This window comes from Liquorilactobacillus hordei DSM 19519 (assembly GCF_019443985.1).
In the GTDB taxonomy this organism is placed as follows: domain Bacteria; phylum Bacillota; class Bacilli; order Lactobacillales; family Lactobacillaceae; genus Liquorilactobacillus; species Liquorilactobacillus hordei.
Window position 1 is genome coordinate 624,326 of record NZ_CP049303.1, and the last position, 25,294, is coordinate 649,619.

Sequence of the window (25,294 nt, forward strand, 5' to 3'; positions counted from 1 at the left end):
AGGGAACACAATGGCAAAACAAAAAATTCGTATTCGTTTAAAGGCATACGAACATCGCATTTTAGATCAGTCTGCTGATAAGATTGTTGAAACAGCAAAGAGAACTGGTGCAGCAATCGCAGGTCCTATTCCATTACCAACGGAACGTACACTTTATACGGTTATCCGTTCACCACATAAGTATAAGGACTCACGTGAGCAATTTGAAATGCGCACACACAAGCGTTTGATTGATATTGTTAATCCAACACCAAAAACAGTTGATTCATTAATGAAATTGGATCTACCAAGTGGCGTTGATATTGAAATCAAATTATAATTCAGTAATTACTAAAGCAATAGTAAAATAAATTAATTGGAGGTGTACTCATGACCACTAAAGGAATCTTAGGGAAAAAAGTAGGGATGACACAAGTTTTCACTGATAATGGCGAATTAGTTCCTGTAACTGTCGTTGAAGTTGGTGCTAACGTAGTAATGCAAGTCAAGACTGTTGAAAATGATGGTTACGAAGCTGTTCAGTTAGGCTTTGATGATTTGCGTGAAGTGTTGTCAAATAAACCTGCTAAAGGTCATGCAGCAAAAGCAAAAACTGCTCCTAAGCGCTTCATTCGTGAAATTAAAGATGTTGAGCTTGGAGATTACAAAGTCGGAGATGAAGTTAAGGTAGATATCTTTGAAACAGGCGACATCGTTAATGTCACTGGTACATCAAAGGGCCATGGCTTCCAAGGAAACATCAAACGTTGGGGACAATCACGTGGACCTATGGCTCACGGTTCTCGTTACCATCGTCGTCCTGGTTCAATGGGTGCGGTTATCAACCGTGTATTCAAAGGTAAACTTCTTCCAGGTCGTATGGGTGGAGATCGCGTTACGATTAAGAATCTTGAAATTGTAAAAGCTGATGTAGAAAATAACGTACTTTTAATTAAAGGTAATGTGCCAGGTGCTAACAAGTCATTGGTTACTATCCTTGGTACAGTTAAAACAAAATAACTCGAGGAAGGGAGGACAATTAAATGCCAAAAGTTACATTATTCAAACAAGATGGTAGCAAAAATGGTGAAGTTGAGTTAAACGAAAGCATTTTTGGTATCGAACCAAATAATAATGTCGTCTTTGATGCGGTAATTATGCAACGCGCATCATTACGCCAAGGAACACATGCTGTTAAGAACAGAAGTGCAGTTTCTGGTGGTGGTAAGAAACCATGGCGTCAAAAGGGAACAGGTCGTGCTCGTCAGGGTTCTATCCGTTCACCACAATGGGTTGGTGGTGGAACAGTCTTCGGACCAACACCACGTTCATATAGCTACAAACTTCCAAAGAAGGTTCGCCGTTTAGCAATTAAGTCAGTACTTTCACAAAAAGTTGTGGATGAGAGTTTACTGATTGTTGACAAATTAAGTTTTGATCAACCAAAAACAAAGGCTTTCGCAGAAGTTTTGAATAGCTTAGATGTTAAGACAAAAGTTTTAGTAGTTCTTGAAGATGGCAATGACTTAGCTGCTCTTTCAGCTCGTAATTTACCAAATGTTACGGTCGTTGGTGCTAAAGGCGTTAATGTATTAGACGTCATTAACAGCGACAAGTTAGTCATGACTCAAGAAGCTCTTTCTCAAGTAGAGGAGGTTCTTGCATAAAATGGAAGCACGTAAAATTATCTTAAAACCAGTTATCACAGAAGCTTCAACTGAAGGATTAGATGCAAAGCGTTATACATTTGATGTTGACACTCGTGCAACTAAGATTGAAGTTAAAAAAGCTGTTGAAGAAATTTTTGACGTTAAGGTTGTTAAAGTTAACATCATGAACGTTAAAGGTAAATTAAAGCGTATGGGTCGTTATGCTGGCTACACAAAAAAGCGTAGAAAAGCAATCGTAACATTAAGCGCTGATTCAAAAGAAATCAAATTATTTGAAGAATAAAAATTTGTAATAGGAGGGAATACACGTGGGGATCAAAAAATTTAAACCAACCTCTAACGGACGTCGTAATATGACTGGTTCAGATTTTTCTGAAATTACAAAAACAACTCCAGAAAAATCATTGCTTGAATCACAAAGCAAGACAGCTGGCCGTAATAGTTATGGCCGTATTACTGTCCGTCATCGTGGTGGTGGTCACAAACGCCAATACCGTTTAATTGATTTTAAACGTATTAAAGATGATGTACCTGCAACAGTTAAGGCAATCGAATATGATCCAAACCGTTCAGCAAATATCGCATTACTTGTTTATGCTGATGGTATTAAGTCATACATCCTTGCTCCTAAAGGTCTTGAAGTAGGCCAAACTGTTCAATCAGGAAAGGAAGCAGATATCAAGGTAGGTAATACTTTGGCATTAGCAGATATTCCTGTTGGTACAGTTATTCATAATATCGAACTTAAGCCTGGAAAAGGTGGACAATTAGTTCGTTCAGCTGGAACATCAGCACAATTACTAGGTAAGGAAGGCAAATATGTTTTAGTTCGTTTGACTTCTGGTGAGGTTCGTATGATTCTTTCAACTTGCCGTGCAACAATTGGTGCAGTTGGTAATGAACAACATGAACTTATCAAAATCGGTAAAGCTGGTCGTTCACGTTGGGCTGGCAAACGTCCTACAGTTCGTGGATCTGTAATGAACCCTAACGATCATCCACACGGTGGTGGTGAAGGTAAAGCTCCTGTCGGTCGTCCAAGTCCTATGTCACCATGGGGTAAGAAAACGATGGGTTACAAGACACGTTCTAAGAAGGCACAATCTGACAAATTTATCGTGCGTAAACGTAACAAGTAGCCAAAGGGTTGCTTAAGGATTAGATGATCCGAAAGGAGGATTCACATTGAGTCGTAGTTTGAAAAAAGGACCATTTGCTGATGCTCATTTGATGAAGAAAATCGAAGCTCAAGCAGATCAAGAAAAGAAATCTGTAATAAAAACATGGTCACGTCGTTCAACAATTTTCCCAAGTTTCATTGGTTATACAATCGCTGTGTATGATGGTCGTAAGCATGTACCAGTTTATATTCAAGAAGATATGGTTGGCCATAAGTTGGGTGAATTTGTACCAACACGTACGTTCCGTGGTCATGGTAGTGGCGATAAAAAAACAGGTGTTAAGTAAGGGAGGGTAATAAAATGGCTGAACAAGTTACATCAGCAAAAGCAACTGCCAAAACAGTTCGAATCCCTGCACGTAAAGCACGTCTAGTGATCGATCTCATCCGTGGCAAAAGCGTAGCTGAAGCATTAGGGATTTTAAAGTTCACACCAAGAGCTGGCTCTCTAATCATCGAAAAAGTATTAAAATCAGCAATTGCAAATGCAGAAAATAATTTTGACTTGGATGTTGAAGATTTAATAGTAAGTGAAGCTTTTGTTAACGAAGGACCAACTTTAAAACGTTTCCGTCCTCGTGCAAAAGGTTCTGCTTCTCCAATCAACAAACGTACTAGTCATGTTACTGTAGTTGTATCTGTAAAATAAGGAGGGATAATGCGTGGGTCAAAAAGTAAATCCAACGGGATTACGTGTAGGAATCATTCGTGATTGGGATGCAAAATGGTATGCAGAAAAAGATTTTGCTGACAATTTACATGAAGATTTACACATCCGTGAATACATTCAAAAAAAATTAGCCGATGCATCTGTCTCTACCGTTGAAATTGAACGTGCTGCAAAGCGTGTTAATGTTTCAATCCATACTGCAAAACCAGGTATGGTTATCGGTAAAGGTGGAGCAGAAGTTGAAAAGCTTCGTAAAGAATTAAATGAATTAACAGGTAAGAGAGTTCATATCAATATTGTTGAAATCAAACGACCTGATTTAGATGCTTTATTAGTAGGCGAAAGCATTGCCGTTCAATTGGAGAACCGTGTTGCATTCCGTCGTGCTATGAAGCAAGGTATCCAACGTACAATGCGCTCAGGTGCTAAAGGAATTAAAGTTCAAGTTGCAGGCCGTCTTAATGGTGCTGATATGTCACGTGTTGAACATTTCTCAGAAGGAACTGTTCCTTTGCACACATTGCGTGCTGATATTGATTACGCATGGACAGAAGCACAAACAACTTATGGTAAGTTAGGAATTAAAGTATGGATTTACCGTGGGGAAGTTTTACCTGCTAAGAAAGATAATCGTAAAGGAGGGAAATAACCTATGTTAGTACCAAAACGTACAAAACATCGCCGCGAATTTCGTGGTAAGATGCGTGGCGAAGCAAAGGGTGGCAAGACTGTTGCTTTTGGAGAATATGGCTTACAAGCTGTTGATTCACATTGGATTACGAACCGCCAGATTGAGGCTGCTCGTGTTGCAATGACACGTTATATGAAACGTGGTGGGAAAGTTTGGATTAAAATTTTCCCTCATAAATCATATACTGCTAAAGCTATTGGTGTTCGTATGGGTTCTGGGAAAGGTGCTCCTGAAGGTTGGGTAGCTCCAGTAAAACGTGGCAAGATTCTTTTTGAAATTGCCGATGTTCCAGAAGAAGTTGCTCGTGAAGCATTGCGTTTAGCTTCCCACAAGCTCCCAGTGAAGACTAAGTTTGTAAAACGTGAGGAAGTAGGTGGCGAATCAAATGAAGGCTAAAGAAATTAATGAATTAACCACTGCTGAAATGCTCGATAAAGAAAAGCAATTCAAAGAGGAATTATTTAACTTGCGCTTCCAATTAGCTACCGGTCAATTGGAAAATACAGCTCGTTTAAAAGAAGTTCGTAAGACGATTGCACGTATCAAGACTGCATTACGTCAACAAGAATTAAACAAATAGAATACGAAGAGGAGGAAACTAAAGTATGACTGAAGCTCGTAACCAACGTAAAGTCTATCAAGGACGTGTTGTTTCGGACAAAATGGATAAGACAATTGCTGTTGTTATTGAAACTTATAAGAACCATAAAGTTTATAACAAACGTGTTAAGTACTCCAAAAAGTATAAGGCACATGATGAAAACAACGAAGCAAGAGTTGGAGACATTGTAAAGATTATGGAAACTCGTCCGTTGTCAGCAACAAAGAGATTCCGTTTAGTTGAGATCGTTGAAAAGGCAGTTATTATCTAGAGACTATTCTAGATTTAAATGTACTTTGATTCGTATTCTGATTCGTTAACGAAAGGAGGTCACATACCGTGATCCAACAAGAAAGTCGTTTAAAAGTTGCTGATAACTCTGGTGCACGTGAAATCCTTGTAATTAAGGTTTTAGGTGGCTCACGCGTTCGTACAGCAAATATTGGTGACACAATCGTTGCTACTGTTAAACAAGCAACACCAGGTGGCGTTGTCAAAAAAGGTGATGTTGTAAAAGCGGTTGTTGTTAGAACAAAGTTTGGTACACATCGTGCTGATGGTTCTTACATCAAATTTGATGAAAATGCAGCAGTTATTATTGGTGATGATAAATCACCAAAAGGTACACGTATCTTCGGGCCAGTTGCACGTGAATTACGTGATGGAAACTTCATGAAGATTGTTTCCTTAGCACCTGAAGTATTGTAATAAACCGATGTTGGCAAGGAGGTGCGAAATAAAATGTTCGTAAAAAAGAATGACAAAGTTAAGGTAATTGCCGGTAAAGATAAGGGAAAAGAAGGCGTCATTGAAAAAGTTTTTCCTAATAAAGACCGTGTGATTGTTAAAGGTGTAAATGTTATTAAGAAACACCAAAAGCCAAGTAACGCAAATCCTAATGGTGGAATTATTGAGGTTGAAGCACCCATTCATGTTTCCAACGTTATGTTGCTTGATCCATCAAACAATGAAACAACTCGTGTAGGTGTGAAAGTTGTTGATGGTAAAAAAGTTCGAGTTTCTAAAAAAACTGGTGAAACTTTAGATAAGTAGAATAGGAAAGGAGGATTACTTTCTTCATGGTTAATCGTTTAAAAGAAAAATATGATAAAGAAGTAGTTCCATCAATAATGGAAAAGTTTAGCTATACTTCAATCATGCAAGCTCCTAAAGTTGATAAAATCGTTATCAACATGGGTGTTGGTGATGCAGTTAGCAACGCTAAGAACTTGGATGAAGCTGTTGAGGAATTAACTTTAATTTCAGGTCAAAAACCTGTTATTACAAAGGCAAAAAAATCAATCGCTGGTTTCCGTTTACGTGAAGGTATGCCTATCGGAACTAAAGTTACATTACGTGGTGAACGTATGTATGATTTCTTAGACAAATTAGTATCTGTTTCATTACCTCGTGTTCGTGATTTTCATGGTGTTAGCAAACGTGCCTTTGATGGTCGTGGTAACTACACATTAGGTATCCGTGAACAGTTGATTTTCCCTGAAATTGATTTTGATGATGTTAACAAAGTTCGTGGTATGGATATTGTTATTGTTACAACTGCAAATTCAGACGAAGAATCTAAGGAATTATTGTCGCAATTAGGAATGCCATTCGCTAAATAAAGGGGGTTTCACATTGGCAAAAAAGTCGCAAATTGCAAAGAACAAACGCGAAGCTAAGTTCTCTACGCAAGAATATACACGCTGTGAACGTTGTGGTCGTCCACATTCAGTTTATCGTAAGTTTAAGTTATGCCGTGTTTGCCTAAGAGATCTTGCCCACAAAGGTCAAATTCCTGGGATGAAAAAGGCTAGCTGGTAATCCAATAAAGTAAAGGAGGGCAAATTTAATGGTCATGACTGATCCAATCGCAGACTTCTTGACACGTGTTCGCAATGCTAATATGGCAAAGCACGAATCTCTTGAAGTACCTGCTTCAAAAATTAAGCACGATATTGCAGAAATCCTCAAAAATGAAGGTTTCATTCGCAATGTTGAATATATTGATGATGACAAACAAGGAATTATCCGTGTATTCTTGAAATTCAGTAAAGATAACGAACGTGTTATTACTGGGATTAAACGTATTTCAAAACCTGGTTTACGTTCATATGTTAAAGCAGACGCTGTTCCTAAGGTTCTAAACGGCTTAGGAATCGCTATTCTCTCAACCTCAGAAGGGGTTATGACAGATAAAGACGCCCGTGCAAAGAATATTGGCGGCGAAGTATTAGCATACGTTTGGTAGAAATTTTCGAAAGTAAGGAGGTGTCACTACCGTGAGTCGTATTGGTTATAAAGAAGTTACTGTACCTGCCGGTATTGAGGTCAAGCATGATGGAAATATCGTGACTGTTAAAGGTCCTAAGGGTGAATTAACTCGTGAATTCTCTGACAAGATTTCAATGGAAATCGAAGGTAATGTTGTTAAGTTTGATCGTTCAAGCGACGATAGCAAGACAAAAGCATTACATGGGACAACAAGAGCTGTATTCCATAACATGGTATTAGGTGTTAGTGAAGGATTCAAGAAAGAATTAGAACTTCAAGGTGTTGGTTACCGTGCACAAATGAAAGGTAATACACTCGTACTGAATGTTGGTTATTCTCATCCAGTAGAGTTTGTTGCTGAAAATGGTATCAGCATTGAAGCACCTTCTGCAACTTCAATAATTGTTTCTGGTATTTCAAAAGAAGCTGTTGGAGATTTTGCTGCAAAAATTCGTTTGACACGTGCTCCAGAACCTTACAAGGGCAAGGGAATTCGTTATAAAGGTGAAATTGTTCGTCGTAAGGAAGGTAAGACTGGTAAGTAATTAGTCTAACTAAAGAAGATACAAATTAAATTAAGAGGTGAAAATTGTGATTTCAAAACCAGATAAAAATAAGACACGTCAAAAGCGTCATTTACGTGTCCGTGGTAAGATCTCTGGTACAGCTAAGTGCCCACGCTTAAATGTTTATCGTTCAAACAAAAACATCTACGCTCAAGTAATTGATGACGTAGCGGGTGTGACGCTAGTTAGTGCCTCTACATTAGATAGTGAAGTCAGTGGTAACTCTAAGACAGAACAAGCTACTTCAGTTGGTGAAGTTGTTGCAAAACGTTCTATTGAAAAGGGTATTAAAGAAGTTGTTTTTGACCGTGGTGGATACTTGTATCATGGACGTGTTGAAGCACTCGCAACTGCTGCTCGTGAAAATGGATTAGACTTTTAGGAAAGGGAGGGAAACTAATTTATGACTTTTATCGATCCTGCTCAATTAGACTTAGAAGATCGCGTTGTTGCGATTAACCGTATCACAAAAGTTGTTAAAGGTGGACGTCGCTTGCGTTTTGCTGCCTTAGTTATCGTTGGAGACCACAATGGCCATGTTGGCTTTGGTACAGGTAAGGCACAAGAAGTTCCTGATGCTATCCGTAAAGCTGTTGATGATGCTCGTAAGAACCTTATCACAGTTCCAATGGTTAACGATACGCTTCCTCATGAAGTTCTAGGTGAATATAGTGGTAGTCGTATTATGTTGAAACCAGCTACAGCCGGTTCAGGTGTTGCTGCTGGTGGTGCTGTCCGTGCCGTTATGGAATTGTCTGGCGTTGCTGATGTTACAAGTAAATCACTTGGCTCAAGTACACCAATCAATGTTGTTCGTGCAACAATGGATGGTTTAACAAAAATGAAGAGTGCTGAAGAAGTTGCCGCACTTCGCGGTGTCTCAGCTCAACACTTAGCAGAATAAAGGAGGCTCAATATTATGGCTAATTTAAAAGTTACTTTGGTTCGTAGTGTCATTGGGCGTCCTCAAAAACAACGCGATGTTGTTAAAGCACTTGGTTTAGGACGTATTAGTAGTTCAGTAGTACTTCCTGATAATGCTGCAACACGTGGTGCTGTTGCGAAAATCAACCATTTGGTTGAAGTTTCAATTGCTGAGTAATCGTTTATGACATGTTATAATTATTAATTAAGGAGGTGCCAACCTGATGGAATTGCATGAGTTAAAAGCAAGTGAAGGTTCACGTCACGTACGTAATCGTGTAGGTCGCGGAACTTCATCCGGAAATGGTAAGACAGCTGGACGTGGTCAGAAAGGCCAAAAAGCTCGTAGTAAAGTACGTTTGGGCTTTGAAGGTGGACAAATGCCATTGTTCCGTCGTATGCCAAAACGTGGTTTCCAAAATATCAATCGCAAGGAATTTGCAGTTGTTAATTTAGATACACTTAACAAATTCGATGATGGTACAGAAATTACACCAGTACTTTTAGTTGAGAATGGTGTTGTTAAAAAAGAATTGAACGGAATTAAAATTCTAGGTAATGGTGAGTTAACTAAGAAGTTAACTGTCAAAGCTAATAAATTCTCTGCTTCAGCTAAAGAAGCTATTGAAGCAGCTGGCGGTCAAGCCGAGGTGATTTAATGCTTAAAACAATGAAGAACGCCTTAGCTGTAAAAGAGATCCGTAACAAAATCTTATTTACATTAGGTGTCTTGATTGTATTTCGTTTAGGCACATATATCACAGTCCCTGGGATCAACGCTAAAGCTTTAAGTAGTGTTGCATCTTCAGGGTTAGTTAGTATCTTGAATACTTTTAGTGGTGGTGGTTTGACGAATTATTCCATCTTAGCAATGGGTGTCTCACCATATATCACTGCGCAGATTATTGTTCAACTACTTCAAATGGATATTGTTCCACGCTTTGTTGAGTGGAGTAAGCAAGGTGAAGTTGGTCGTAGGAAGCTTAATCAAGCTACAAGATATTTAACAATAGTGCTGGCGTTTGTACAGTCAATTGGAATTACAGCTGGGTTTAATGCACTGAGCAGTTTGAATTTAGTTGAAAATCCAGGCATTAAGACTTATGTAAGTATTGGAATCATTTTAACGGGTGGTTCACTGTTTACTACATGGCTTGGTGACATGATTACCGATAGAGGTTTCGGGAACGGAATTTCAATGATAATTATGGCTGGTATTATTGCAAGAATTCCAACTGGTATTCAACAGATTTACAATGATCAATTTGCTGATGCTTCATCTAGTGATTTGTGGAAGAGTATTTTATATGTTGTTGTATTGGTATTGGCTATTTTAATAATTGTTGCTTTTGTTACATATGTACAACAAGCCAGTTATAAAATCCCGATTCAGTATACTAGACGACTTGCAGGAGCAACTAATAGCTCATACCTCCCATTGAAAATCAATGTGGCAGGTGTTATTCCAGTTATTTTTGCGAGTTCCTTTATTGCAACGCCACAAACTATTTTGATGGCATTCACACAGAATTATTCTGAAGCTACATGGTATAAGGTAATGACTAATATCTTTAATATGCAGGCTACAGGTGGAATGATTCTTTATACTGTTTTGATTGTTGTATTTACTTTCTTCTATGCGTTCGTTCAGGTTAATCCTGAAAAATTATCGGAGAATTTGCAAAAACAAGGCAGTTATATTCCAAGTGTCTGGCCAGGTAAAGAAACTGAAAAATTTGTTTCACGCCTGTTAATGCGTTTAAGTTCAGTCGGTTCACTCTTCTTAGGACTTGTTGCTTTAATACCATTGATTGCCTCAAATGTTTGGGGATTAGATGAATCAATTGGTTTAGGTGGAACAAGTTTATTGATTGTTGTGGGGGTTGCACTTGAATCAATCAGACAATTAAAGGGTATGATGATGAAGCGTGAGTATGTTGGCTTCATCAGATAAGTTAGTGATGATGAGAGAAAGTTCGGCTTCGCTTTAGTGGAGCCAACTTTTTAATTTAAACCTAATTACACATTCTATGGAGGTTATTGAACAATGACAGGAATGAACTTAATGTTGATGGGCTTGCCTGGAGCAGGTAAGGGAACACAGGCTGAAAGGATTGTTGATGAATTCGATATTCCACATATTTCGACTGGTGACATTTTCCGTGCAGCTATTAAGAATAAAACACCAATGGGATTAAAAGCAAAGTCTTTTATTGATAAAGGTGAACTGGTTCCAGATGAAGTTACGAATGGCATCGTTAAGGAACGTTTAAGTGAAGCTGATACGGATAAGGGATTTTTACTTGATGGTTTTCCTAGAAATATGGCTCAAGCACAAGCTTTAGAAGAAATGGGAGTTGAACTATCAAAACCCCTAGTTGGAGTTATTAATATTCATGTTGACCCAGCTTCATTATTAGAACGATTAACTGGACGCTTTATCTGCCGTGATTGCGGAGCTACATATCACAAGATTTTCAATCCAACAAAGGTTGAGGGAACTTGTGACCGTTGTGGTGGACATAATTTTTATCAGCGAGAAGATGATAAGCCTGAAACTGTTAAAAATCGCTTAGATGTTAATATCAAGATGAATACACCGTTATTAGCTTTCTATGAAGAAAAAGGTTTATTGCATGAAGTTGATGGCAATCAGGAAATTGGAAAAGTGTTCAGTAATATCAAAGATATTTTAAAAGATTTAAAGTAGTAATGGTCGAAATAACTTGCATATAATCCTTTGAAATGATATACTGTTTCAGGTTTATCTTTTCAATAGGATTAGTCTGTCCATTTGGATGGATTAGCTTGCGTAAAGTAGTTACTCCTTGGTTTTAAGGAGTTACCGTTTTGCGTGTAAAGTTTTAAAACCATTTAAGGAGGTACTTTTGCGTGGCGAAAGATGATGTGATTGAAATTGAGGGTACAATCAAAGAAACGTTACCCAATGCGATGTTCAAGGTTGAACTCGAGAACGGACACGAGATATTAGCTCATGTATCAGGAAAAATCAGAATGCATTATATTCGCATTTTACCTGGTGATAAGGTAACTGTCGAAATGTCCCCTTACGATTTAACTAAGGGCCGCATTACCTATCGCTTTAAATAGATTGTACTTCAAATACATTTGGGAGGTATAATTCATGAAGGTAAGACCATCAGTAAAACCAATGTGCGAACACTGTAAAGTGATTAAGCGCAAGGGTCGTGTTATGGTGATTTGCTCAAATCCAAAACACAAACAACGTCAGGGATAATTAAAAATTAGGAGGTGTAATTGTTATGGCTCGTATTGCAGGTGTCGATTTACCACGTGACAAGCGTATCGTAATCGGATTAACTTACATTTATGGAATCGGTAATACTACAGCACAAAAAATCTTAGCAGAGGCAGAGGTGTCTGAGGATGTTCGTGTACGCGATTTAACTTCTGATCAAGAAGATAAGATTCGTGCTGTTGCTGATAAGTACAAAGTCGAAGGTGATCTTCGTCGTGAAGTCAGCTTAGATATCAAACGTTTATCAGAAATTGGATCATACCGAGGTCTGCGTCATCGTCGTCATTTACCAGTTCGTGGACAAAACACGAAGAATAACGCACGTACACGCAAAGGCCCAGCTACATCAATTGCTGGTAAAAAGAAATAATTAATTAAAGGAGGTTAGCTATTTCATGGCAGTTAAAAAAGGTTCACGTAAGCGTCGAGTAAAGAAAAATATTGAAGTCGGCGTAGCACATATTCACTCAACATTCAACAATACTCTTGTTATGATTACAGATGTTCACGGTAATGCTATTGCTTGGTCTTCTGCAGGCTCTCTTGGTTTCAGGGGTAGTCGTAAATCAACTCCATTTGCTGCTCAAATGGCTGCAGAAGCTGCAGCAAAGGGTTCAATGGAACATGGTATGAAGAGTGTCGAAGTTGCAGTTAAAGGCCCTGGTTCTGGTCGTGAAGCCGCTATTCGTGCTTTACAGACGACTGGTCTTGAGGTTACATCTATTCGCGATGTGACACCAGTTCCTCATAATGGATGTCGTCCTCCAAAACGCCGTCGTGTTTAATATGGTTTCGTATTCATTTTGAGGTAAATCTTCATAATGTTTTCGCCAGATTACACGTCGTGTTTTGAAAGGGGTAAAGATAAGAATGATTGAATTTGAAAAACCAAAAATTCATAAAATAGAAGAAAATCTTGATTATGGTAAATTTGTTATTGAACCGCTTGAACGTGGCTATGGTACTACTTTAGGTAATTCACTTCGTCGTATTTTGCTTTCATCACTTCCTGGTGCAGCAATTACTGATATTCAAATTGATGGTGTATTGCATGAATTCTCAACTATTAAGGGTGTTCTTGAAGATGTGACACAAATTATTTTGAATCTTAAGAAAGTTGCTTTGCGAGTTGATTCAGAAGAAAATCAAACATTGGAAATCAATGTTGCCGGTCCTCTTGAAGTAACTGCAGGTGATATTCAAGGAAGTAGTGATGTCGAGGTTCTTAATCCTGATCTGTATATCTGTACAGTTGCCGAAGGGGCATCATTCCATATTCGAATGACTGCTAACACTGGCCGTGGTTATGTTTCTGCTGATGATAACAAAGCCAGGGCTGATGATATGCCAATTGGTGTATTACCAATTGACTCAATTTATACCCCAATTGAACGTGTAAACTATCAAGTTGAGAAAGCACGTGTTGGTCAAAGAGATGATTTTGATAAGTTGACACTTGATGTTTGGACTAACGGTGCAGTTACTCCAAGTGAAGCAATCAGCTTATCTGCGAAAATTTTAACAGAGCATTTGACTTTATTTGTTGATCTTACTGATGAGGCAAAGAATGCTGAAATCATGGTAGAAAAAGAAGAAACACATAAAGAAAAAATGCTTGAGATGACGATTGAAGAGCTTGATTTATCAGTTCGTTCTTATAATTGCTTGAAACGTGCTGGAATCAACACAGTTCAAGAATTAACTAATAAGTCTGAAGCTGATATGATGAAGGTCCGCAATCTTGGACGTAAGTCATTAGAAGAAGTTAAGAATAAACTTGTTGACTTGGGTTTATCATTACGTCATGATGACTAATCTTTATTAAGGGAGGGAATACTTCATGGGTTACCGTAAATTAGGACGAACAAGTTCACATCGTAAAGCTATGTTGCGTAACTTGACGACTGACTTGCTCGTTAACGAAAAAATCATAACAACTGATGCACGTGCTAAAGAAGTGCGTAAATCAGCTGAAAAGATGATTTCATTAGGTAAGAAGGGCGACTTGGCTTCTCGTCGTCGTGCTGCAGCATTTTTGATGAATGTTGTTGCTGACGTTAAAGAAGACGGTGATAATGTTGTTGTTCAATCAGCATTACAAAAGCTTTTCTCAGAATTAGCACCACGTTTTGAAGAACGCAATGGTGGTTACACACGTATCCTCAAGATGGATGAACGTCGTGGAGATGCAGCAAAAATGGTTGTTCTTGAATTAGTTGACTAATTTGAAATAGCTATCATTTTGTCACTTTTATAACGATAACTGGGCGTTACGATGATGGGTAGTTCCTAGTCTAGTCCTAAGTACCTTAACTGGGAAACCTTCGTTATAAAAAGTGATTTTTTTGGTTCTAAAGCATTTTTATGCTTTGGAACCTTTTTTTTATTTGAGGCTGGGTGAAAAGTTAAATTTTGATTCAGTTCCTCTATTTATTCCGTATAAACGTGTTTCATAAGTCAAAATTCTCCGTCTAACTTCGAATTACTCATAGCAAAATACTCGCTATGTTCGTAATTTCAAGTTAGTACTCAAATTTTCTCGACTTTGTACTGCCTTAAAAAAGTTGGACATGTTTGTTTTAATTATTAGTTAGATACTGTTTACGATATTCGACTGGAGTTAATCCGTGACGCTTAAGTGAAATTCGCTGGTTATTATACCAAGCAACATAATGTTCCACTAATGTACTTAGTTCACTGAGCGAAGTAACCTTAATGCGCCTTAAACATTCACGTTTAAGCATACTGAAAAAGCTCTCAACTGGGGCATTGTCTAAACAATTTCCCTTACGAGACATGCTTTGAATGAAATGATGATGTCTTAGTTTAGCTTGATAATTGGTCATTTGATATTGCCATCCTTGATCAGAGTGTAGAATTGGTTTAGTTGTTGCGGGAATCTTTTTAATGACTGTCTCAAGGGTTTGATCGATTAAAACACGATTGGGTGTTGAACTAACTTTAGCGGCTAAAACTTCATTACTAGCCTCATCAATAACTGTCGAAATATAACCCCATTTTCCACACGTAAGTTTAAACTGACTGACGTCAGTATGCAAAACAGTATATGGTTTATGGGCCTTGAATTGTTGCTTGAGCAAGTTAGGTACCACCTGTCCAACATGACCATGATATGAGTTGTACCGCCCAGAATGTTTTGAAAAAAGAGTAACTTTCAGACCCATAGAAAACATAATTTTACGAACAGTTTCTAGACAAAGTTTAACATGATGCTGTTTTAAAACAAATCTCATGCGACGATAACCATAAGTTTGATGAGAGCGGGCAAATTCTTGCCGAATAATTTGTTTAACCTGACGATATTTATCAGGCCGGTTTAGACAAGCTAAATGATAGTAATACGTCGAACGCGCAAGTCCCGCAACTTTTAAGAGCGTAATAAAGGGATAATCACGCCGCAATTCGTTAATTGTTTTAACTTTTAGTGCTGTTTTTTGTTTCGAATTACGGCATCCAATTTTTTTAGATAAACATTCTCAATTTTAGTATAGGAAAGTTCCTGTTCTAAATGTCTGATTTGTTTTTGTTGTCTCTCTATTAACTGTTGTTCGGTCTTTTTCTTGGATGTTTCTTTCTTTTTCTTAACCATCTTGGGTCGTCCTATCTTAGATGAAATTACGGCTTTAATTCCAAATTGCCGCATTAATTTAAGCCAATTATAAACGACTGTGTGGCTGATATCAAAGTGGATGGCTGTTTTTTGAATACTGGTAGAATGGTTCAAGTAATAGGTAATAACCGCTACCTTGAAATCATTAGAATAGTGCCGGCGTTTAAGCTGTTTAAGTCCGGTAGGACCAAAAGCTTTATAACGCGACACCCAAATTACTAATGGAGTATCACTCGGCATCTTATATTTCAGACACAGTGTGTGGAGTGAATTTTCACCATTTAAATATTCTTTAACTACTTTCAACTTAAAGCTGTAGGTATAATTACGTGTCAAAAAAGCACCTCCAAAACTTGATTTACATGTCCAAGTTTTGTAAGGCACTTCATTTATGTCACACTCTCTTTTTTTAATTTAACATGTTTTTCTCTCTTGATTTTGTCTAATGATTCGAATGTTAATCAGCAATTAATTATTATAAGCCAACTCTTTTTTAATAAGCTGAGTATGGTATGATAAATGTTATAATATTCTAGCTGGGGAGTGTACAGAATAGTGAATATAGTTGAAATCAAGAAGCTTACTTTTAAGTATCCGCAACAAGAAGCATATAATTTCAATAATTTCGACTTGAAAATCAAAAAAGGTGAATGGCTCGCAATTATTGGACATAATGGTAGTGGTAAGAGCACATTAGTACGTTTGATAGATGGTTTACTTGCTCCTGAAAGTGGTGAAATTACAGTAAGCGGAATAAAACTTACTCCTGAGACAGTGTGGGATGTACGCAGCAAAATCGGTATGGTTTTCCAAAATCCTGACAATCAATTTGTAGGAGCTAATGTTGAAGATGATGTTGCTTTTGGATTAGAGAATGCTGCAATCCCACGTGATGAAATGTTAAAAAGGGTTAAAGAAGCGCTTAATCGTGTTGGAATGTGGAAGTTTGCAGATCATGAACCAGTTCGATTATCTGGTGGTCAGAAACAACGAGTTGCATTAGCGGGGATAATTGCCCTAAAACCTGAGATTGTGATTCTTGATGAAGCAACAAGTATGCTTGACCCAGAAGGAAGACGGGCAGTTTTGGAGATTATTCGTGAACTGAACCAGCATGAACACTTAACGGTTATTTCGATTACACATGATATTGATGAAGCTTCTAAGGCACAGCGTGTAGTTGTGTTGGATGATGGCAAGATTGTACAAGATGATGTTCCTGCTGAAATATTTGCACATGGGTCTAGGTTGATTAAATTGGGACTCGAGCCGCCTTTTTCTGAGAAATTAAAAAAAGAACTTGTAGAACAAGGAATTAAAGTACCTGATGAATACCTAACAAAAGAAGGAATGGTTGATTGGTTATGGCAATTATTTTCAAAGCAGTAAATTATACGTATCAACCCAATACGCCTTTTGAGCAACAGGCACTCAGTGATGTATCAGTTGAAATCCCGAGTGGTAGTTATACTGCTTTAATCGGACATACCGGTAGTGGGAAATCGACTTTTTTGCAACATTTGAATGGGTTGTTACGACCTACAAGTGGTGAAATTCAGATAGGTAAACAAGTGATTAATGCTGAAACCAAAAATAAACAGCTAGGTGAACTTCGTAAGCATGTTGGAGTTGTATTTCAATTTCCTGAAGCTCAGTTGTTTGAAGAGACTGTAATTAAAGATATAGCATTTGCACCAAAGAATTTTGGCAAAACTGAAGAAGAGGCAGAAGTAATTGCACGAAGAATGGCGCATCAAGTAGGGCTGGATGATGATTTATTAGTAAAGTCACCTTTTGAATTATCTGGTGGTCAAATGAGAAGAGTTGCAATCGCTGGTATTCTGGCAATGGAGCCCGAGGTCTTGGTATTAGATGAGCCTACCGCTGGATTGGATCCCAAAGGACGACTTGAAATGATGCGGATGTTTAAACGCTTGAAGGATGAACAAAACTTAACAGTGATTTTAGTTACTCATCAAATGGATGATGTTGCTAATTACGCTGATAATGTAATTGTTTTGGAAGAAGGAAAAATGATTGCTAATGGAACTCCTAGTGAAATTTTCTCGCAGCCAGATTGGTTAGTAGCACATCATCTTGCGCTACCCAAGGCTGGTGAATTTGCTTTAGAATTTGAGCAGAAAACCGGAATTAAATTTTCAACCTTGCCTTTGACAGAATTCTCTTTAGCACAAAAAATTGCGTCCTTGTTGCATGGGGGTGATGTGAATAATGGGTAAGATTTTGTTAGGAAGGTATGTCCCGGGTGATTCAGTTGTCCATCATATGGATTCTAGAGCAAAATTAATTCTGAGTTTCTTCTTTATCATTATTATTTTTCTAGCTAATAATTGGCAGTCATATGTTTTATTGTTTATTTTAACAATAGGAAGCATTATGGCAGCAAAGGTTAACTTTGGTTTTTTTATCAAAGGTGTTCGGCCGTTAATTTGGCTTATACTATTCACGGTTTTGTTGCAAGTCTTTTTTAGTAGTGGTGGAACTGTTTTTTGGAAATGGGGACCCTTTAATTTATCTTATTATGGCTTGGTTAATGGTGCGTATGTTTTTTGCAGATTTGTGTTAATTATTTTTATGTCAACACTACTAACATTAACGACTGCACCACTTGAAATTGCGGATGCACTTGAAAAATTAATGATGCCTTTGAAGAAAATCAAAGTTCCAGTTTATGAGATTTCTTTGATGCTATCAATTGCACTACGATTTGTCCCAACTTTGATGGATGAAACTGCCAAAATTATGAATGCTCAACGTTCACGTGGAGTGAATTTCGGTGAAGGAAGTATCATGCAACAAATCAAGTCAGTTATTCCATTACTTGTTCCGTTATTTGTTAGTTCATTCAATCGTGCTGAAGAGTTGGCAACAGCGATGGAAGCGCGTGGCTACCGCGGTGGTGAAGGAAGAACCAAGTATCGAGTTCATTATTGGCATACAGGTGATACTGTTGGGTGTGTTATTTTCGTGGCCGTCATGATTATTTTACTATTTGTGCGCCATTGGTGAGTATAAGTGAATGTGAGGAATTAGATGTCAAAAAGGTATATGATAACGTTGGCTTATGATGGAACAAACTTTGCAGGCTTTCAAAGCCAACCCAAGCAGCGAACAGTGCAAGATGTCTTAGAAAAAGCAGTTAATAAGATGAGTACAGCAAAAGAGTTTGTCCATGTTTTTGGTTCAGGGAGAACGGATGCAGGAGTCCATGCATATGGTCAGATAGTTCATTTTGATCTTGAAAATGATATTCCTGAGCAAGGAATTGTTAATGGATTAAATAGTATGTTACCGCTAGATATGCAAGTTGTAGCTGCAAAAATTGTCCCAAAAGAATTCCATGCACGCTTCACGGCACATGGAAAGCGCTACTTGTATCGCGTAAGTCGCGGACGATTTGTTGATCCATTCAAGCGGTTCTATACAGGACATTATAAGTACCCATTAAATATTGAATTAATTAAAGAAGCAATGCCAGACGTGATTGGAACGCATGATTACTCAAGTTTTGTGGCTTCAGGAAGTCAGACCAAGAGTCATGTGCGAACTATCTATGATGCAACTGTTATGGAAGACAAAGAAAATGATGAAGTAATTTTTGAGTTTTATGGCAACGGCTTTTTATATAATCAGGTGCGAATAATGGTAGCGGCCTTACTTGAAATCGGCAATGGTAAGCGGCCAGTTCATGATTTTTTGCGTTTATATGAGGTTAAAGATCGTAATGAATGTCGGGCAACTGCACCAGCAAGTGGGCTGTATTTAAAAAAGGTATATTATAACGTGGAAAATAATAAATAATTAACTGATTTTGATTGACTTTAGGCATGAAAAAAAGTATCATAATATTTGGTATTGTTTGCCCCACGGTAGGCCCCGGAAACTTATTTTGTGTCAAACAAGCATATACAAATGGAGGAAATAAACGTGCGTACAACATATATAGCAAAACCAGGCGAAATCGAACGTAAATGGTACGTAGTAGATGCAACCGATGTTCCTTTGGGACGTCTATCTTCAACTGTTGCTTCTATCTTACGTGGTAAAAATAAACCAGTATTTACACCAAATGTTGATACAGGTGACTTTGTTATTGTTATCAATGCAGAAAAGATTGCTTTAACAGGTCGTAAAGCAACAAGAAAAATTTATTATCATCATACAGACCATCCAGGTGGTTTGAAGAGCCGTACAGCTGGTGATTACCGTGAAAAAGATCCTGAGAAGTTAATTGCTTTATCCATCAAAGGAATGCTTCCAAAGGGTACACTTGGTAAAGCTCAAGCTAAGAAGTTACATGTTTATCGTGGTGCAGATCACAAGCATGAAGCTCAACAACCAGAAGTATTGGATATCACAAACTTAATCTAGGAGGAAACTTAATTGGCTCAAGTACAATATAAAGGCACTGGCCGTCGCAAGAATTCTGTTGCTCGTGTACGTTTAGTACCAGGTACAGGTAAGATTGTTATGAACGGCAAGCCTGCAGAAGAATATGTTCCATTTGCAAACTTACGCGAAGTTATGGTTCAACCATTTGACGTTACAGAAACAAAGGATTCATATGATGTTCTTGTTAACGTTGATGGTGGCGGCTTCTCTGGTCAAGCTGGTGCAACACGTCATGGTATTGCACGTGCATTGCTTGAAGTAGATCCTGATTTCCGTGGCGTCTTGAAACGTGCTGGTCTCTTGACTCGTGATGCACGTATGAAAGAACGTAAGAAACCAGGTCTTAAGAAAGCTCGTAAGGCTTCACAATTTTCAAAACGTTAATCGTTGGTATATCAATGATAAAAACACTTCTCTTTTTGGAGAGGTGTTTTTTTTATAAAAGGAGAGCTAAAAATGGAGCGCGTAAAAGAGTAAGCTACCGTGAAAAAATTTTGTGGACATATTTTCGTAAAATTAAGTACAATAACAATGAAAGTACTTTGTTTATTTTAACATTAAAAAGTAATGGATTATCCAAGGAAGTCTCGGATGAATTTTGAACAACTACTTTATGTTGAAGTTCTGGCGCAACATGATTCCATGCAAAAAGCTGCTGAGGTACTTCACATCAGCAAGTCAGGGTTAAGCCTCGCAATTAATCAATTTGAAAGAGAATTGGGTGTGCGTCTATTTGATAAATCATCAGCTGGAACTCAGTTAACACTTGAAGGAGGGCAGTTACTTTCCTCTATTTCAGATATTCTTAGTTTTAAAAATAATCTTGAAAATACAGCCGCTATTGTTGCTAATCCAAAAAGATATCAAAGGATTTCAATTCATTATATGAATACGATGTTAAAATCTTTTATAAATACTTTTATTGATAACTATGCAAGTAAATTCAAAAATGCGCAATTTGATATTAGCTGTCATGAATTTGAATCTATTGTCCGTTGTGTTCATAATCAAGAAATCGATGCGGGATTTATTGCTATTAATAACATTCAGGACGCAGCCATAAAGGGTCTGGTTTTTACGCCAGTCTGTGATAGCAAGTTAGTTTTATTATGTGCCCCAGATAATTTTTTGAATACTTTGGGTAGACCAATCACCTTAGAAAATTTAAAAAAGCAGCAATTTAGTATTTTCAATGATAAATTTCATGATGAAATTTTTGAAAAGTTACAATTTCAATGTGGCCCGTTATCCTTAATTTTAAGAATAGATGATGCATGGGCGATGAACAAAGCAATAATTAAATTAAACACAGTCTGTTTTGGCCGAATACTACAGGGTGATTTATCAAGCAATCCAAATTTTTCAAACTTAAAAACAATTGACATTGGTCATATCATTGATGATAACTTTAAACTGGGTTGGTTGACTAATCCCAATTATATGATATCTGAGAAAACACAGGAATTATTACAAGATATTACGACAGAAATTAAAAAAGATGCCCAATGAAAGGGCATCTTCTATAATCTATTTGGTCCCGTCATGAGTCACAACATCGTCCAGTTTAGTATTGGTAAGTGTCTTGAGATATTCTATCCCTGGCATAGCAAAATAGTCTGTGTTTGCAAGTAATTCAATCAAGCCAGGAGTTAAGTGAGATTTTTTAAAAGATTCTTCGTTAAACTCTAAGAAAATTTTGTCCGCCTGTCCAGTTTTAATTTTATAAGCAATTTGTGGATCAATTAAGCTTGGTCGACCTAAGCTTACAATATCTACATCATTTAAAGCATCTTCCATTTTTTCAACGGTATGAATACCACCAGCAATTAAAATAAGCGCGGGCTTTTTGACACCTTTTCCAAGTAATTGTGCGTAGTTTTTATCAGAGTCATTAGGAGTAGCTGTATAATCATTTGTCGAAAGATGCACATAATCGAATTCAAAATCCGTGGACAACTTATTAACCAATTGTTGAGATTCATGCCAAGTATAACCAATGTTGTCACCATGGACTTCTTCTGGACTAATTCGATAACCCACAATAAAGTCTTTTGGGGTATATTCTTCAACTACTCTGAAGACTTCTCGAGCAACCTCAATAGCAAAATTCATACGTTTTTCAAGATTGCCACCCCAAAAATCATTTCGAACATTTGAAAAACTGGAAAAGAACTCTTGAAGTAAATAATGATTTGCTCCATGAATTTCGACACCATCGAAACCACTATCAATGGCACGTTTGGTTGCGGTCCCAAAATCATGTACAATATCCCATACTTCCTCTTCAGTCAATTCATGTAATGGGTAATCAATCCAAGGAAAATCAATTTTTGAAGGTACCTCCACACGACCGCCAAGAGTAATTCGGTACTGTGCTTCACGACCTGAGTGAACTAACTAAAGAATTGCCTTATTTCCATCTTTTTTAAACCTTCAGCAATTTTTTTAAATCCTGGGACAAAGTTGTCATTATAAATTGCTAATTGTTCACGATTTGGGGCCCAAGAGCGTGAAGGACCACCATTTGGACTGACACTTGTATATTCAACGATAACCATACCTGCTGATTGTGAACGCATATTATAATAGTCAACTGTATCCTGCGTTATTTTTTCATCTAAACCGCTATTTGTTAGCATAGGTGATTGAGCAGTTCTAGTGGAGATTGTCGCACCATGACGAAAGGTTACTTTATCTGTTAAATTTCTCATTATAAAAATGCCTCCTTATTTTTTATAAATCAAGTATAACATTTCACAATCTTTTAGGCGTTTCGGAAATATGAATATAACGTTGAGTTTTACTGAACATAGATACATGCTAAACTATTACAAATATATAGGTCTAATTTTGGAGGCTTACCACCAAATTGTGTTTTACACCTTTCGATAACGTTTGAGCCCAATAATGTTTAGAAATGTAAAAATAACTAAGAAGATTAAGAGAATTAACCAGTCGGTGACAATAATGTTCACGCCTTGACCTTTGACCATTACAGCTGTTAGTGCATTACCAGCATAACTCAAGGGCAATAAATAACTAATGAACTTAACCCAATGAGCCATGGTATCTAGTGGGATAATCCCAGAGAAAAAGACTTGTGGCACGACAATAATTGGGATGAATTGCATCATCTGAAATTCGGAATTGGCGAATGTTGATACAAATAAGCCAATCACAAGCGCTACTAAAGCAATTAAAATATTCGTCAGCAATACTAAGAAGAGATTTCCGACAATTTCAACTTTTAGAATATAGATTGCAAATAAGACGATTAAAATGGTTTGTAAGATTCCAAAAAGACCGTACCCAGCGAGATATCCTAAGACTAGCTGACTGCGACGAATCGGAGTTGCTAAAAGACGATCGAGGGTACCAGATGTACGTTCTCTGATAAGAGCGACTCCTGAGATTAAAAAGACAAAGAAGAAGACAAAGAAGCCAATTAAAATTGGAAAGATTTTATCAAAGAATGTACTGCTTGAACTACCATAAAGATATGAGCTGCTTAATTTAAAATTTGGAGTAGCTTGTTTTTTAGGACTCTGGAGTGATAATATCTCTAAAGTTGCGGATAATTCTTTAACTTTAGAGACCAGCAATGCATTAGTAAGAAGACTCTTAATTTGTGAGCTTTTTGTAGGATCCTCATTCTCATATGTGACCGCAAGTTTATTATTCTTACGCGTAACAAAGGCATCAAGATCGTCAGCATTGATTTTTCTTGTATGATTGTGAGAATTTTGATAATGACGAATAGTAATTTTGGAATTAGGAAGTGCTTGAATAATTTTATTTGGAACATTGTCAGTAACACCGATCTTAATTTTTGCGTCATTATTCGAATTAAAAACCAAATTCATAAGTATCAAAATTAAGATGGGAGCCAATAACATTAATGCTAGGGTTCTTTTATCTCGCAATATTTCCTTAATTACTCTGATTAGAACTGCCTTGAATTGAATCATTTTGAATTCACCTCTGCTTTGAGGAAGACTTCTTCAATACTGGTAGCATTGAACTTCTTTTTTAGTTCAGTTGGTGTACCTAGTGCGAAGATCTCCCCATTAATAATTAATCCAACTACATCACATTTTTCAGCTTCATCCATTACGTGAGTTGTCACAATAATTGCTTTTTGAGCAATTGCTAAGGTGCGTAATTGCGCCCAAATATCGAGCCGCAAACTTGGATCAATCCCAACGGTTGGTTCATCTAAAATAATCAGATTCGGATTAGCTAGTAGTGCAATTGCTAAAGAAAGACGGCGCTTCATTCCACCAGAAAAATCCGCAACAATTTGATGCAACGAACTTGTAAGATTGACTAGTTCCATATTTTTGTTAATTGTTTTGTTTAGCGCCGGTCCTGTAATTCCCATCAGATTGCCAAAGAAAGTTAGATTTTCGAGTGCAGTCAAGTTCTCGTATAAAGCATCTGTTTGTCCCATGTAACCAATTTTTTCTAGGATTTGCCGATTGGGCATCTTTTTTTCAAAGATTGTAGCAGACCCAGCTTCGAGTTTTTCCATTCCCAATAAGCATTTTATAGTTGTTGTCTTACCAGAACCACTAGGTCCGATTAGGCCCATTATCTGTCCGGCATTAATTTTTATCGTAATATCATTCAATACTTTTTTTTGACCAAATCTTTTAGAAGCGTGACTGATTGACGCAATTGGATAATCAGAATTCGCCATGAATGATTCTCCTTTCTTTTTAATGTACATTGTGTTTATTATATTTATATCTGAAGTATAGGAGTTTCTACAGATTCTACAAGTGAAAAAATGTGATAATGGACAGATTGATAAAATTGGTTTTTATGTTGCAAGAGGTGGAATAAATATGAAGAAGGATTTGCGATATCAAAAGACAAAGATTGCGATTTTGAGAGCAATTGAAGTGTTGTTACAAAATAAAGACTTTGAAAAGATTTCGATTAAGGATATTTGTGAGACAGCACAAGTCAGCCGCAGTGCATTTTACCTGCATTATACAGATAAATATGATTTAGCTAAGCAGTGCCAACTCGAATTAGTTGAAACTGGAAATCGATTTATCAAAGAACGTGTTATTACAAAACGTGATAAGTTAATGTTGACGATGTTGAATCTTCTTTTGGGAGAAGGAAAGGTGATGGCATTATTAATTTCGAGTCATGGATCAAGCGAGATCCAAGAGAGTATTCGCGCTGTAATGCGGCAAAATATGCAAAAAAATATTTTACCGCTTACGAACATTAAATTTGCTAATTCGACTGAGGAACGGTACTTTCTTAGCTTTTTTAGCAATGCAATTTTTGGTGTAATTCAAGAATGGATTAATTCGGGACAAAAAGAATCACCAGAAGAAATCGTGGCGCTTGTTGATAAAAACTTTTCGTTTGAGTTTAAGTAAGGACAAGAGGTTTATTCCA

At 37.3% G+C, this 25,294-nt stretch carries 43 protein-coding genes; 37 read left to right on the top strand and 6 right to left on the bottom strand.

The window, feature by feature from the left end:
• Positions 1-10: 10 nt before the first annotated feature.
• From rpsJ to rplQ, 29 genes are all read left to right on the top strand, one after another.
• On the top strand, positions 11-319 hold the full coding sequence (rpsJ, locus tag G6O70_RS04155) for a 30S ribosomal protein S10 (RefSeq protein ID WP_054756437.1): 309 nt from the start codon (positions 11-13) through the stop codon (positions 317-319).
• 50 nt (positions 320-369) lie between these two features.
• A complete protein-coding gene (gene rplC, locus G6O70_RS04160; protein ID WP_057869811.1) occupies positions 370-999 on the top strand; it encodes a 50S ribosomal protein L3 in 630 nt (209 codons plus the stop codon).
• Positions 1,000-1,022: 23 nt separating this feature from the next.
• Positions 1,023-1,646 carry a 50S ribosomal protein L4 gene (gene rplD / locus G6O70_RS04165; protein ID WP_057869812.1) on the top strand — a complete coding sequence of 208 codons (624 nt, stop codon included), beginning with the start codon at positions 1,023-1,025 and terminating at the stop codon, positions 1,644-1,646.
• 1 nt (position 1,647) lies between these two features.
• Positions 1,648-1,932, top strand: coding sequence for a 50S ribosomal protein L23 (gene rplW / locus G6O70_RS04170; RefSeq protein ID WP_057869813.1), 285 nt, complete (start codon positions 1,648-1,650; stop codon positions 1,930-1,932).
• 25 nt (positions 1,933-1,957) lie between these two features.
• Positions 1,958-2,788 carry a 50S ribosomal protein L2 gene (gene rplB / locus G6O70_RS04175; protein WP_057869814.1) on the top strand — a complete coding sequence of 277 codons (831 nt, stop codon included), beginning with the start codon at positions 1,958-1,960 and terminating at the stop codon, positions 2,786-2,788.
• A gap of 46 nt (positions 2,789-2,834) precedes the next feature.
• Positions 2,835-3,116 (top strand): 30S ribosomal protein S19, encoded by a 282-nt coding sequence (gene rpsS, locus G6O70_RS04180; protein ID WP_057869815.1) that lies wholly within the window; start codon positions 2,835-2,837, stop codon positions 3,114-3,116.
• Positions 3,117-3,130: 14 nt separating this feature from the next.
• The gene (gene rplV, locus G6O70_RS04185) at positions 3,131-3,478 is read left to right on the top strand and encodes a 50S ribosomal protein L22 (protein ID WP_003689433.1); all 348 of its coding nucleotides are present in this window, start codon (positions 3,131-3,133) and stop codon (positions 3,476-3,478) included.
• A gap of 13 nt (positions 3,479-3,491) precedes the next feature.
• Positions 3,492-4,148, top strand: a complete 657-nt coding sequence (gene rpsC / locus G6O70_RS04190) for a 30S ribosomal protein S3 (RefSeq protein WP_057869816.1) — start codon at positions 3,492-3,494, stop codon at positions 4,146-4,148.
• Positions 4,149-4,151: 3 nt separating this feature from the next.
• On the top strand, positions 4,152-4,586 hold the full coding sequence (gene rplP / locus G6O70_RS04195; protein WP_057869817.1) for a 50S ribosomal protein L16: 435 nt from the start codon (positions 4,152-4,154) through the stop codon (positions 4,584-4,586).
• Positions 4,576-4,770 carry a 50S ribosomal protein L29 gene (rpmC, locus tag G6O70_RS04200; RefSeq protein ID WP_003689426.1) on the top strand — a complete coding sequence of 65 codons (195 nt, stop codon included), beginning with the start codon at positions 4,576-4,578 and terminating at the stop codon, positions 4,768-4,770. The genes rplP and rpmC overlap by 11 nt, the downstream gene beginning before the upstream one ends.
• A 25-nt stretch (positions 4,771-4,795) precedes the next feature.
• On the top strand, positions 4,796-5,062 hold the full coding sequence (gene rpsQ / locus G6O70_RS04205) for a 30S ribosomal protein S17 (RefSeq protein ID WP_057869818.1): 267 nt from the start codon (positions 4,796-4,798) through the stop codon (positions 5,060-5,062).
• Between the two features lie 68 nt (positions 5,063-5,130).
• A complete protein-coding gene (gene rplN / locus G6O70_RS04210; RefSeq protein WP_057829642.1) occupies positions 5,131-5,499 on the top strand; it encodes a 50S ribosomal protein L14 in 369 nt (122 codons plus the stop codon).
• Positions 5,500-5,532: 33 nt separating this feature from the next.
• The gene (rplX, locus tag G6O70_RS04215) at positions 5,533-5,844 is read left to right on the top strand and encodes a 50S ribosomal protein L24 (protein WP_057869819.1); all 312 of its coding nucleotides are present in this window, start codon (positions 5,533-5,535) and stop codon (positions 5,842-5,844) included.
• 26 nt (positions 5,845-5,870) lie between these two features.
• Positions 5,871-6,413, top strand: a complete 543-nt coding sequence (rplE, locus tag G6O70_RS04220) for a 50S ribosomal protein L5 (RefSeq protein WP_057869820.1) — start codon at positions 5,871-5,873, stop codon at positions 6,411-6,413.
• Between the two features lie 13 nt (positions 6,414-6,426).
• On the top strand, positions 6,427-6,612 hold the full coding sequence (locus G6O70_RS04225) for a type Z 30S ribosomal protein S14 (RefSeq protein WP_003689416.1): 186 nt from the start codon (positions 6,427-6,429) through the stop codon (positions 6,610-6,612).
• A gap of 28 nt (positions 6,613-6,640) precedes the next feature.
• On the top strand, positions 6,641-7,039 hold the full coding sequence (rpsH, locus tag G6O70_RS04230; protein ID WP_057869821.1) for a 30S ribosomal protein S8: 399 nt from the start codon (positions 6,641-6,643) through the stop codon (positions 7,037-7,039).
• Positions 7,040-7,070: 31 nt separating this feature from the next.
• Positions 7,071-7,607 carry a 50S ribosomal protein L6 gene (rplF, locus tag G6O70_RS04235; RefSeq protein WP_057869822.1) on the top strand — a complete coding sequence of 179 codons (537 nt, stop codon included), beginning with the start codon at positions 7,071-7,073 and terminating at the stop codon, positions 7,605-7,607.
• A 46-nt stretch (positions 7,608-7,653) separates the two neighbouring features.
• A complete protein-coding gene (gene rplR, locus G6O70_RS04240) occupies positions 7,654-8,010 on the top strand; it encodes a 50S ribosomal protein L18 (RefSeq protein WP_083481928.1) in 357 nt (118 codons plus the stop codon).
• A gap of 21 nt (positions 8,011-8,031) precedes the next feature.
• Positions 8,032-8,532 carry a 30S ribosomal protein S5 gene (rpsE, locus tag G6O70_RS04245; protein WP_057869824.1) on the top strand — a complete coding sequence of 167 codons (501 nt, stop codon included), beginning with the start codon at positions 8,032-8,034 and terminating at the stop codon, positions 8,530-8,532.
• 15 nt (positions 8,533-8,547) lie between these two features.
• Positions 8,548-8,730, top strand: coding sequence for a 50S ribosomal protein L30 (gene rpmD, locus G6O70_RS04250; RefSeq protein ID WP_057869825.1), 183 nt, complete (start codon positions 8,548-8,550; stop codon positions 8,728-8,730).
• Between the two features lie 46 nt (positions 8,731-8,776).
• Positions 8,777-9,211 carry a 50S ribosomal protein L15 gene (gene rplO / locus G6O70_RS04255; protein WP_057869826.1) on the top strand — a complete coding sequence of 145 codons (435 nt, stop codon included), beginning with the start codon at positions 8,777-8,779 and terminating at the stop codon, positions 9,209-9,211.
• Positions 9,211-10,506 carry a preprotein translocase subunit SecY gene (gene secY, locus G6O70_RS04260; protein ID WP_057869827.1) on the top strand — a complete coding sequence of 432 codons (1,296 nt, stop codon included), beginning with the start codon at positions 9,211-9,213 and terminating at the stop codon, positions 10,504-10,506. Before rplO ends, secY begins: the two co-directional genes overlap by 1 nt.
• Before the next feature lie 102 nt (positions 10,507-10,608).
• Positions 10,609-11,262: an adenylate kinase gene (locus tag G6O70_RS04265; RefSeq protein WP_057869832.1), complete on the top strand. Its 654-nt coding sequence runs from the start codon at positions 10,609-10,611 to the stop codon at positions 11,260-11,262.
• A gap of 182 nt (positions 11,263-11,444) precedes the next feature.
• Complete coding sequence (gene infA, locus G6O70_RS04270; RefSeq protein ID WP_003689399.1) at positions 11,445-11,663, top strand: translation initiation factor IF-1; 219 nt, start codon at positions 11,445-11,447, stop codon at positions 11,661-11,663.
• A gap of 34 nt (positions 11,664-11,697) precedes the next feature.
• A complete protein-coding gene (gene rpmJ, locus G6O70_RS04275; protein ID WP_003689393.1) occupies positions 11,698-11,811 on the top strand; it encodes a 50S ribosomal protein L36 in 114 nt (37 codons plus the stop codon).
• Between the two features lie 25 nt (positions 11,812-11,836).
• Positions 11,837-12,202, top strand: a complete 366-nt coding sequence (gene rpsM / locus G6O70_RS04280; protein WP_057869828.1) for a 30S ribosomal protein S13 — start codon at positions 11,837-11,839, stop codon at positions 12,200-12,202.
• Positions 12,203-12,227: 25 nt separating this feature from the next.
• Entirely contained in the window at positions 12,228-12,617 is a 390-nt protein-coding gene (gene rpsK / locus G6O70_RS04285) for a 30S ribosomal protein S11 (protein WP_057869829.1), read from the top strand.
• A gap of 85 nt (positions 12,618-12,702) precedes the next feature.
• The gene (locus tag G6O70_RS04290; RefSeq protein ID WP_057869830.1) at positions 12,703-13,647 is read left to right on the top strand and encodes a DNA-directed RNA polymerase subunit alpha; all 945 of its coding nucleotides are present in this window, start codon (positions 12,703-12,705) and stop codon (positions 13,645-13,647) included.
• A 25-nt stretch (positions 13,648-13,672) separates the two neighbouring features.
• The gene (rplQ, locus tag G6O70_RS04295; protein ID WP_057869831.1) at positions 13,673-14,056 is read left to right on the top strand and encodes a 50S ribosomal protein L17; all 384 of its coding nucleotides are present in this window, start codon (positions 13,673-13,675) and stop codon (positions 14,054-14,056) included.
• A gap of 355 nt (positions 14,057-14,411) precedes the next feature.
• On the opposite strand, the gene G6O70_RS04300 is transcribed toward rplQ, so the two are convergent.
• Together G6O70_RS04300 and G6O70_RS04305 are read right to left on the bottom strand one after the other, a co-directional pair.
• Positions 14,412-15,254 (bottom strand): IS3 family transposase, encoded by an 843-nt coding sequence (locus G6O70_RS04300; RefSeq protein WP_219934266.1) that lies wholly within the window; start codon positions 15,252-15,254, stop codon positions 14,412-14,414.
• A gap of 20 nt (positions 15,255-15,274) precedes the next feature.
• Positions 15,275-15,799, bottom strand: a complete 525-nt coding sequence (locus G6O70_RS04305) for a helix-turn-helix domain-containing protein (protein WP_219934265.1) — start codon at positions 15,797-15,799, stop codon at positions 15,275-15,277.
• 216 nt (positions 15,800-16,015) lie between these two features.
• Between G6O70_RS04305 and G6O70_RS04310 the strand changes: the two genes are divergently transcribed.
• From G6O70_RS04310 to G6O70_RS04340, 7 genes are all read left to right on the top strand, one after another.
• Positions 16,016-16,852 carry an energy-coupling factor ABC transporter ATP-binding protein gene (locus G6O70_RS04310; protein WP_057868695.1) on the top strand — a complete coding sequence of 279 codons (837 nt, stop codon included), beginning with the start codon at positions 16,016-16,018 and terminating at the stop codon, positions 16,850-16,852.
• Positions 16,828-17,703, top strand: a complete 876-nt coding sequence (locus G6O70_RS04315) for an energy-coupling factor ABC transporter ATP-binding protein (protein WP_057868694.1) — start codon at positions 16,828-16,830, stop codon at positions 17,701-17,703. The genes G6O70_RS04310 and G6O70_RS04315 overlap by 25 nt, the downstream gene beginning before the upstream one ends.
• Positions 17,696-18,493 carry an energy-coupling factor transporter transmembrane component T family protein gene (locus G6O70_RS04320; RefSeq protein WP_057868683.1) on the top strand — a complete coding sequence of 266 codons (798 nt, stop codon included), beginning with the start codon at positions 17,696-17,698 and terminating at the stop codon, positions 18,491-18,493. Before G6O70_RS04315 ends, G6O70_RS04320 begins: the two co-directional genes overlap by 8 nt.
• 24 nt (positions 18,494-18,517) lie before the next feature.
• Positions 18,518-19,285 carry a tRNA pseudouridine(38-40) synthase TruA gene (gene truA, locus G6O70_RS04325; RefSeq protein WP_057868682.1) on the top strand — a complete coding sequence of 256 codons (768 nt, stop codon included), beginning with the start codon at positions 18,518-18,520 and terminating at the stop codon, positions 19,283-19,285.
• Between the two features lie 126 nt (positions 19,286-19,411).
• Positions 19,412-19,855: a 50S ribosomal protein L13 gene (rplM, locus tag G6O70_RS04330; RefSeq protein ID WP_057868681.1), complete on the top strand. Its 444-nt coding sequence runs from the start codon at positions 19,412-19,414 to the stop codon at positions 19,853-19,855.
• A 12-nt stretch (positions 19,856-19,867) separates the two neighbouring features.
• Positions 19,868-20,260, top strand: a complete 393-nt coding sequence (gene rpsI / locus G6O70_RS04335) for a 30S ribosomal protein S9 (protein WP_003689359.1) — start codon at positions 19,868-19,870, stop codon at positions 20,258-20,260.
• A gap of 207 nt (positions 20,261-20,467) precedes the next feature.
• Entirely contained in the window at positions 20,468-21,385 is a 918-nt protein-coding gene (locus G6O70_RS04340) for a LysR family transcriptional regulator (RefSeq protein ID WP_057868680.1), read from the top strand.
• A gap of 18 nt (positions 21,386-21,403) precedes the next feature.
• Here G6O70_RS04340 and G6O70_RS04345 read toward each other — a convergent pair whose 3' ends face one another.
• The 4 genes from G6O70_RS04345 to G6O70_RS04360 all read right to left on the bottom strand — a co-directional run bounded on the left by G6O70_RS04345 (position 21,404) and on the right by G6O70_RS04360 (position 24,575).
• Positions 21,404-22,222, bottom strand: coding sequence for an oxidoreductase (locus G6O70_RS04345; RefSeq protein WP_057868679.1), 819 nt, complete (start codon positions 22,220-22,222; stop codon positions 21,404-21,406).
• A 47-nt stretch (positions 22,223-22,269) separates the two neighbouring features.
• Positions 22,270-22,587, bottom strand: a complete 318-nt coding sequence (locus tag G6O70_RS04350) for an oxidoreductase (RefSeq protein WP_258236157.1) — start codon at positions 22,585-22,587, stop codon at positions 22,270-22,272.
• 165 nt (positions 22,588-22,752) lie between these two features.
• On the bottom strand, positions 22,753-23,844 hold the full coding sequence (locus G6O70_RS04355) for an ABC transporter permease (RefSeq protein WP_057868678.1): 1,092 nt from the start codon (positions 23,842-23,844) through the stop codon (positions 22,753-22,755).
• On the bottom strand, positions 23,841-24,575 hold the full coding sequence (locus G6O70_RS04360; protein ID WP_057868677.1) for an ABC transporter ATP-binding protein: 735 nt from the start codon (positions 24,573-24,575) through the stop codon (positions 23,841-23,843). The genes G6O70_RS04355 and G6O70_RS04360 overlap by 4 nt, the downstream gene beginning before the upstream one ends.
• An 82-nt stretch (positions 24,576-24,657) precedes the next feature.
• Between G6O70_RS04360 and G6O70_RS04365 the strand changes: the two genes are divergently transcribed.
• Positions 24,658-25,275 (top strand): TetR/AcrR family transcriptional regulator, encoded by a 618-nt coding sequence (locus G6O70_RS04365; RefSeq protein ID WP_233419099.1) that lies wholly within the window; start codon positions 24,658-24,660, stop codon positions 25,273-25,275.
• The last annotated feature ends 19 nt before the right edge of the window (positions 25,276-25,294 follow it).

What these genes read in the sequence shown, in the direction of transcription:
- rpsJ (WP_054756437.1), top strand. Translation starts at nt 11, where the DNA reads ATGGCAAAACAAAAAATTCGTATTCGTTTAAAGGCATACGAACATCGC.
- rplC (WP_057869811.1), top strand. Translation starts at nt 370, where the DNA reads ATGACCACTAAAGGAATCTTAGGGAAAAAAGTAGGGATGACACAAGTT.
- rplD (WP_057869812.1), top strand. Translation starts at nt 1,023, where the DNA reads ATGCCAAAAGTTACATTATTCAAACAAGATGGTAGCAAAAATGGTGAA.
- rplW (WP_057869813.1), top strand. Translation starts at nt 1,648, where the DNA reads ATGGAAGCACGTAAAATTATCTTAAAACCAGTTATCACAGAAGCTTCA.
- rplV (WP_003689433.1), top strand. Translation starts at nt 3,131, where the DNA reads ATGGCTGAACAAGTTACATCAGCAAAAGCAACTGCCAAAACAGTTCGA.
- rplP (WP_057869817.1), top strand. Translation starts at nt 4,152, where the DNA reads ATGTTAGTACCAAAACGTACAAAACATCGCCGCGAATTTCGTGGTAAG.
- rpmC (WP_003689426.1), top strand. Translation starts at nt 4,576, where the DNA reads ATGAAGGCTAAAGAAATTAATGAATTAACCACTGCTGAAATGCTCGAT.
- rpsQ (WP_057869818.1), top strand. Translation starts at nt 4,796, where the DNA reads ATGACTGAAGCTCGTAACCAACGTAAAGTCTATCAAGGACGTGTTGTT.
- rplX (WP_057869819.1), top strand. Translation starts at nt 5,533, where the DNA reads ATGTTCGTAAAAAAGAATGACAAAGTTAAGGTAATTGCCGGTAAAGAT.
- rplE (WP_057869820.1), top strand. Translation starts at nt 5,871, where the DNA reads ATGGTTAATCGTTTAAAAGAAAAATATGATAAAGAAGTAGTTCCATCA.
- rpsH (WP_057869821.1), top strand. Translation starts at nt 6,641, where the DNA reads ATGGTCATGACTGATCCAATCGCAGACTTCTTGACACGTGTTCGCAAT.
- rpsE (WP_057869824.1), top strand. Translation starts at nt 8,032, where the DNA reads ATGACTTTTATCGATCCTGCTCAATTAGACTTAGAAGATCGCGTTGTT.
- rpmD (WP_057869825.1), top strand. Translation starts at nt 8,548, where the DNA reads ATGGCTAATTTAAAAGTTACTTTGGTTCGTAGTGTCATTGGGCGTCCT.
- rplO (WP_057869826.1), top strand. Translation starts at nt 8,777, where the DNA reads ATGGAATTGCATGAGTTAAAAGCAAGTGAAGGTTCACGTCACGTACGT.
- secY (WP_057869827.1), top strand. Translation starts at nt 9,211, where the DNA reads ATGCTTAAAACAATGAAGAACGCCTTAGCTGTAAAAGAGATCCGTAAC.
- G6O70_RS04265 (WP_057869832.1), top strand. Translation starts at nt 10,609, where the DNA reads ATGAACTTAATGTTGATGGGCTTGCCTGGAGCAGGTAAGGGAACACAG.
- rpmJ (WP_003689393.1), top strand. Translation starts at nt 11,698, where the DNA reads ATGAAGGTAAGACCATCAGTAAAACCAATGTGCGAACACTGTAAAGTG.
- rpsM (WP_057869828.1), top strand. Translation starts at nt 11,837, where the DNA reads ATGGCTCGTATTGCAGGTGTCGATTTACCACGTGACAAGCGTATCGTA.
- rpsK (WP_057869829.1), top strand. Translation starts at nt 12,228, where the DNA reads ATGGCAGTTAAAAAAGGTTCACGTAAGCGTCGAGTAAAGAAAAATATT.
- G6O70_RS04290 (WP_057869830.1), top strand. Translation starts at nt 12,703, where the DNA reads ATGATTGAATTTGAAAAACCAAAAATTCATAAAATAGAAGAAAATCTT.
- rplQ (WP_057869831.1), top strand. Translation starts at nt 13,673, where the DNA reads ATGGGTTACCGTAAATTAGGACGAACAAGTTCACATCGTAAAGCTATG.
- G6O70_RS04315 (WP_057868694.1), top strand. Translation starts at nt 16,828, where the DNA reads ATGGCAATTATTTTCAAAGCAGTAAATTATACGTATCAACCCAATACG.
- G6O70_RS04320 (WP_057868683.1), top strand. Translation starts at nt 17,696, where the DNA reads ATGGGTAAGATTTTGTTAGGAAGGTATGTCCCGGGTGATTCAGTTGTC.
- truA (WP_057868682.1), top strand. Translation starts at nt 18,518, where the DNA reads ATGTCAAAAAGGTATATGATAACGTTGGCTTATGATGGAACAAACTTT.
- G6O70_RS04340 (WP_057868680.1), top strand. Translation starts at nt 20,468, where the DNA reads ATGAATTTTGAACAACTACTTTATGTTGAAGTTCTGGCGCAACATGAT.
- G6O70_RS04350 (WP_258236157.1), bottom strand. Translation starts at nt 22,587, where the DNA reads ATGAGAAATTTAACAGATAAAGTAACCTTTCGTCATGGTGCGACAATC.
- G6O70_RS04355 (WP_057868678.1), bottom strand. Translation starts at nt 23,844, where the DNA reads ATGATTCAATTCAAGGCAGTTCTAATCAGAGTAATTAAGGAAATATTG.
- G6O70_RS04360 (WP_057868677.1), bottom strand. Translation starts at nt 24,575, where the DNA reads ATGGCGAATTCTGATTATCCAATTGCGTCAATCAGTCACGCTTCTAAA.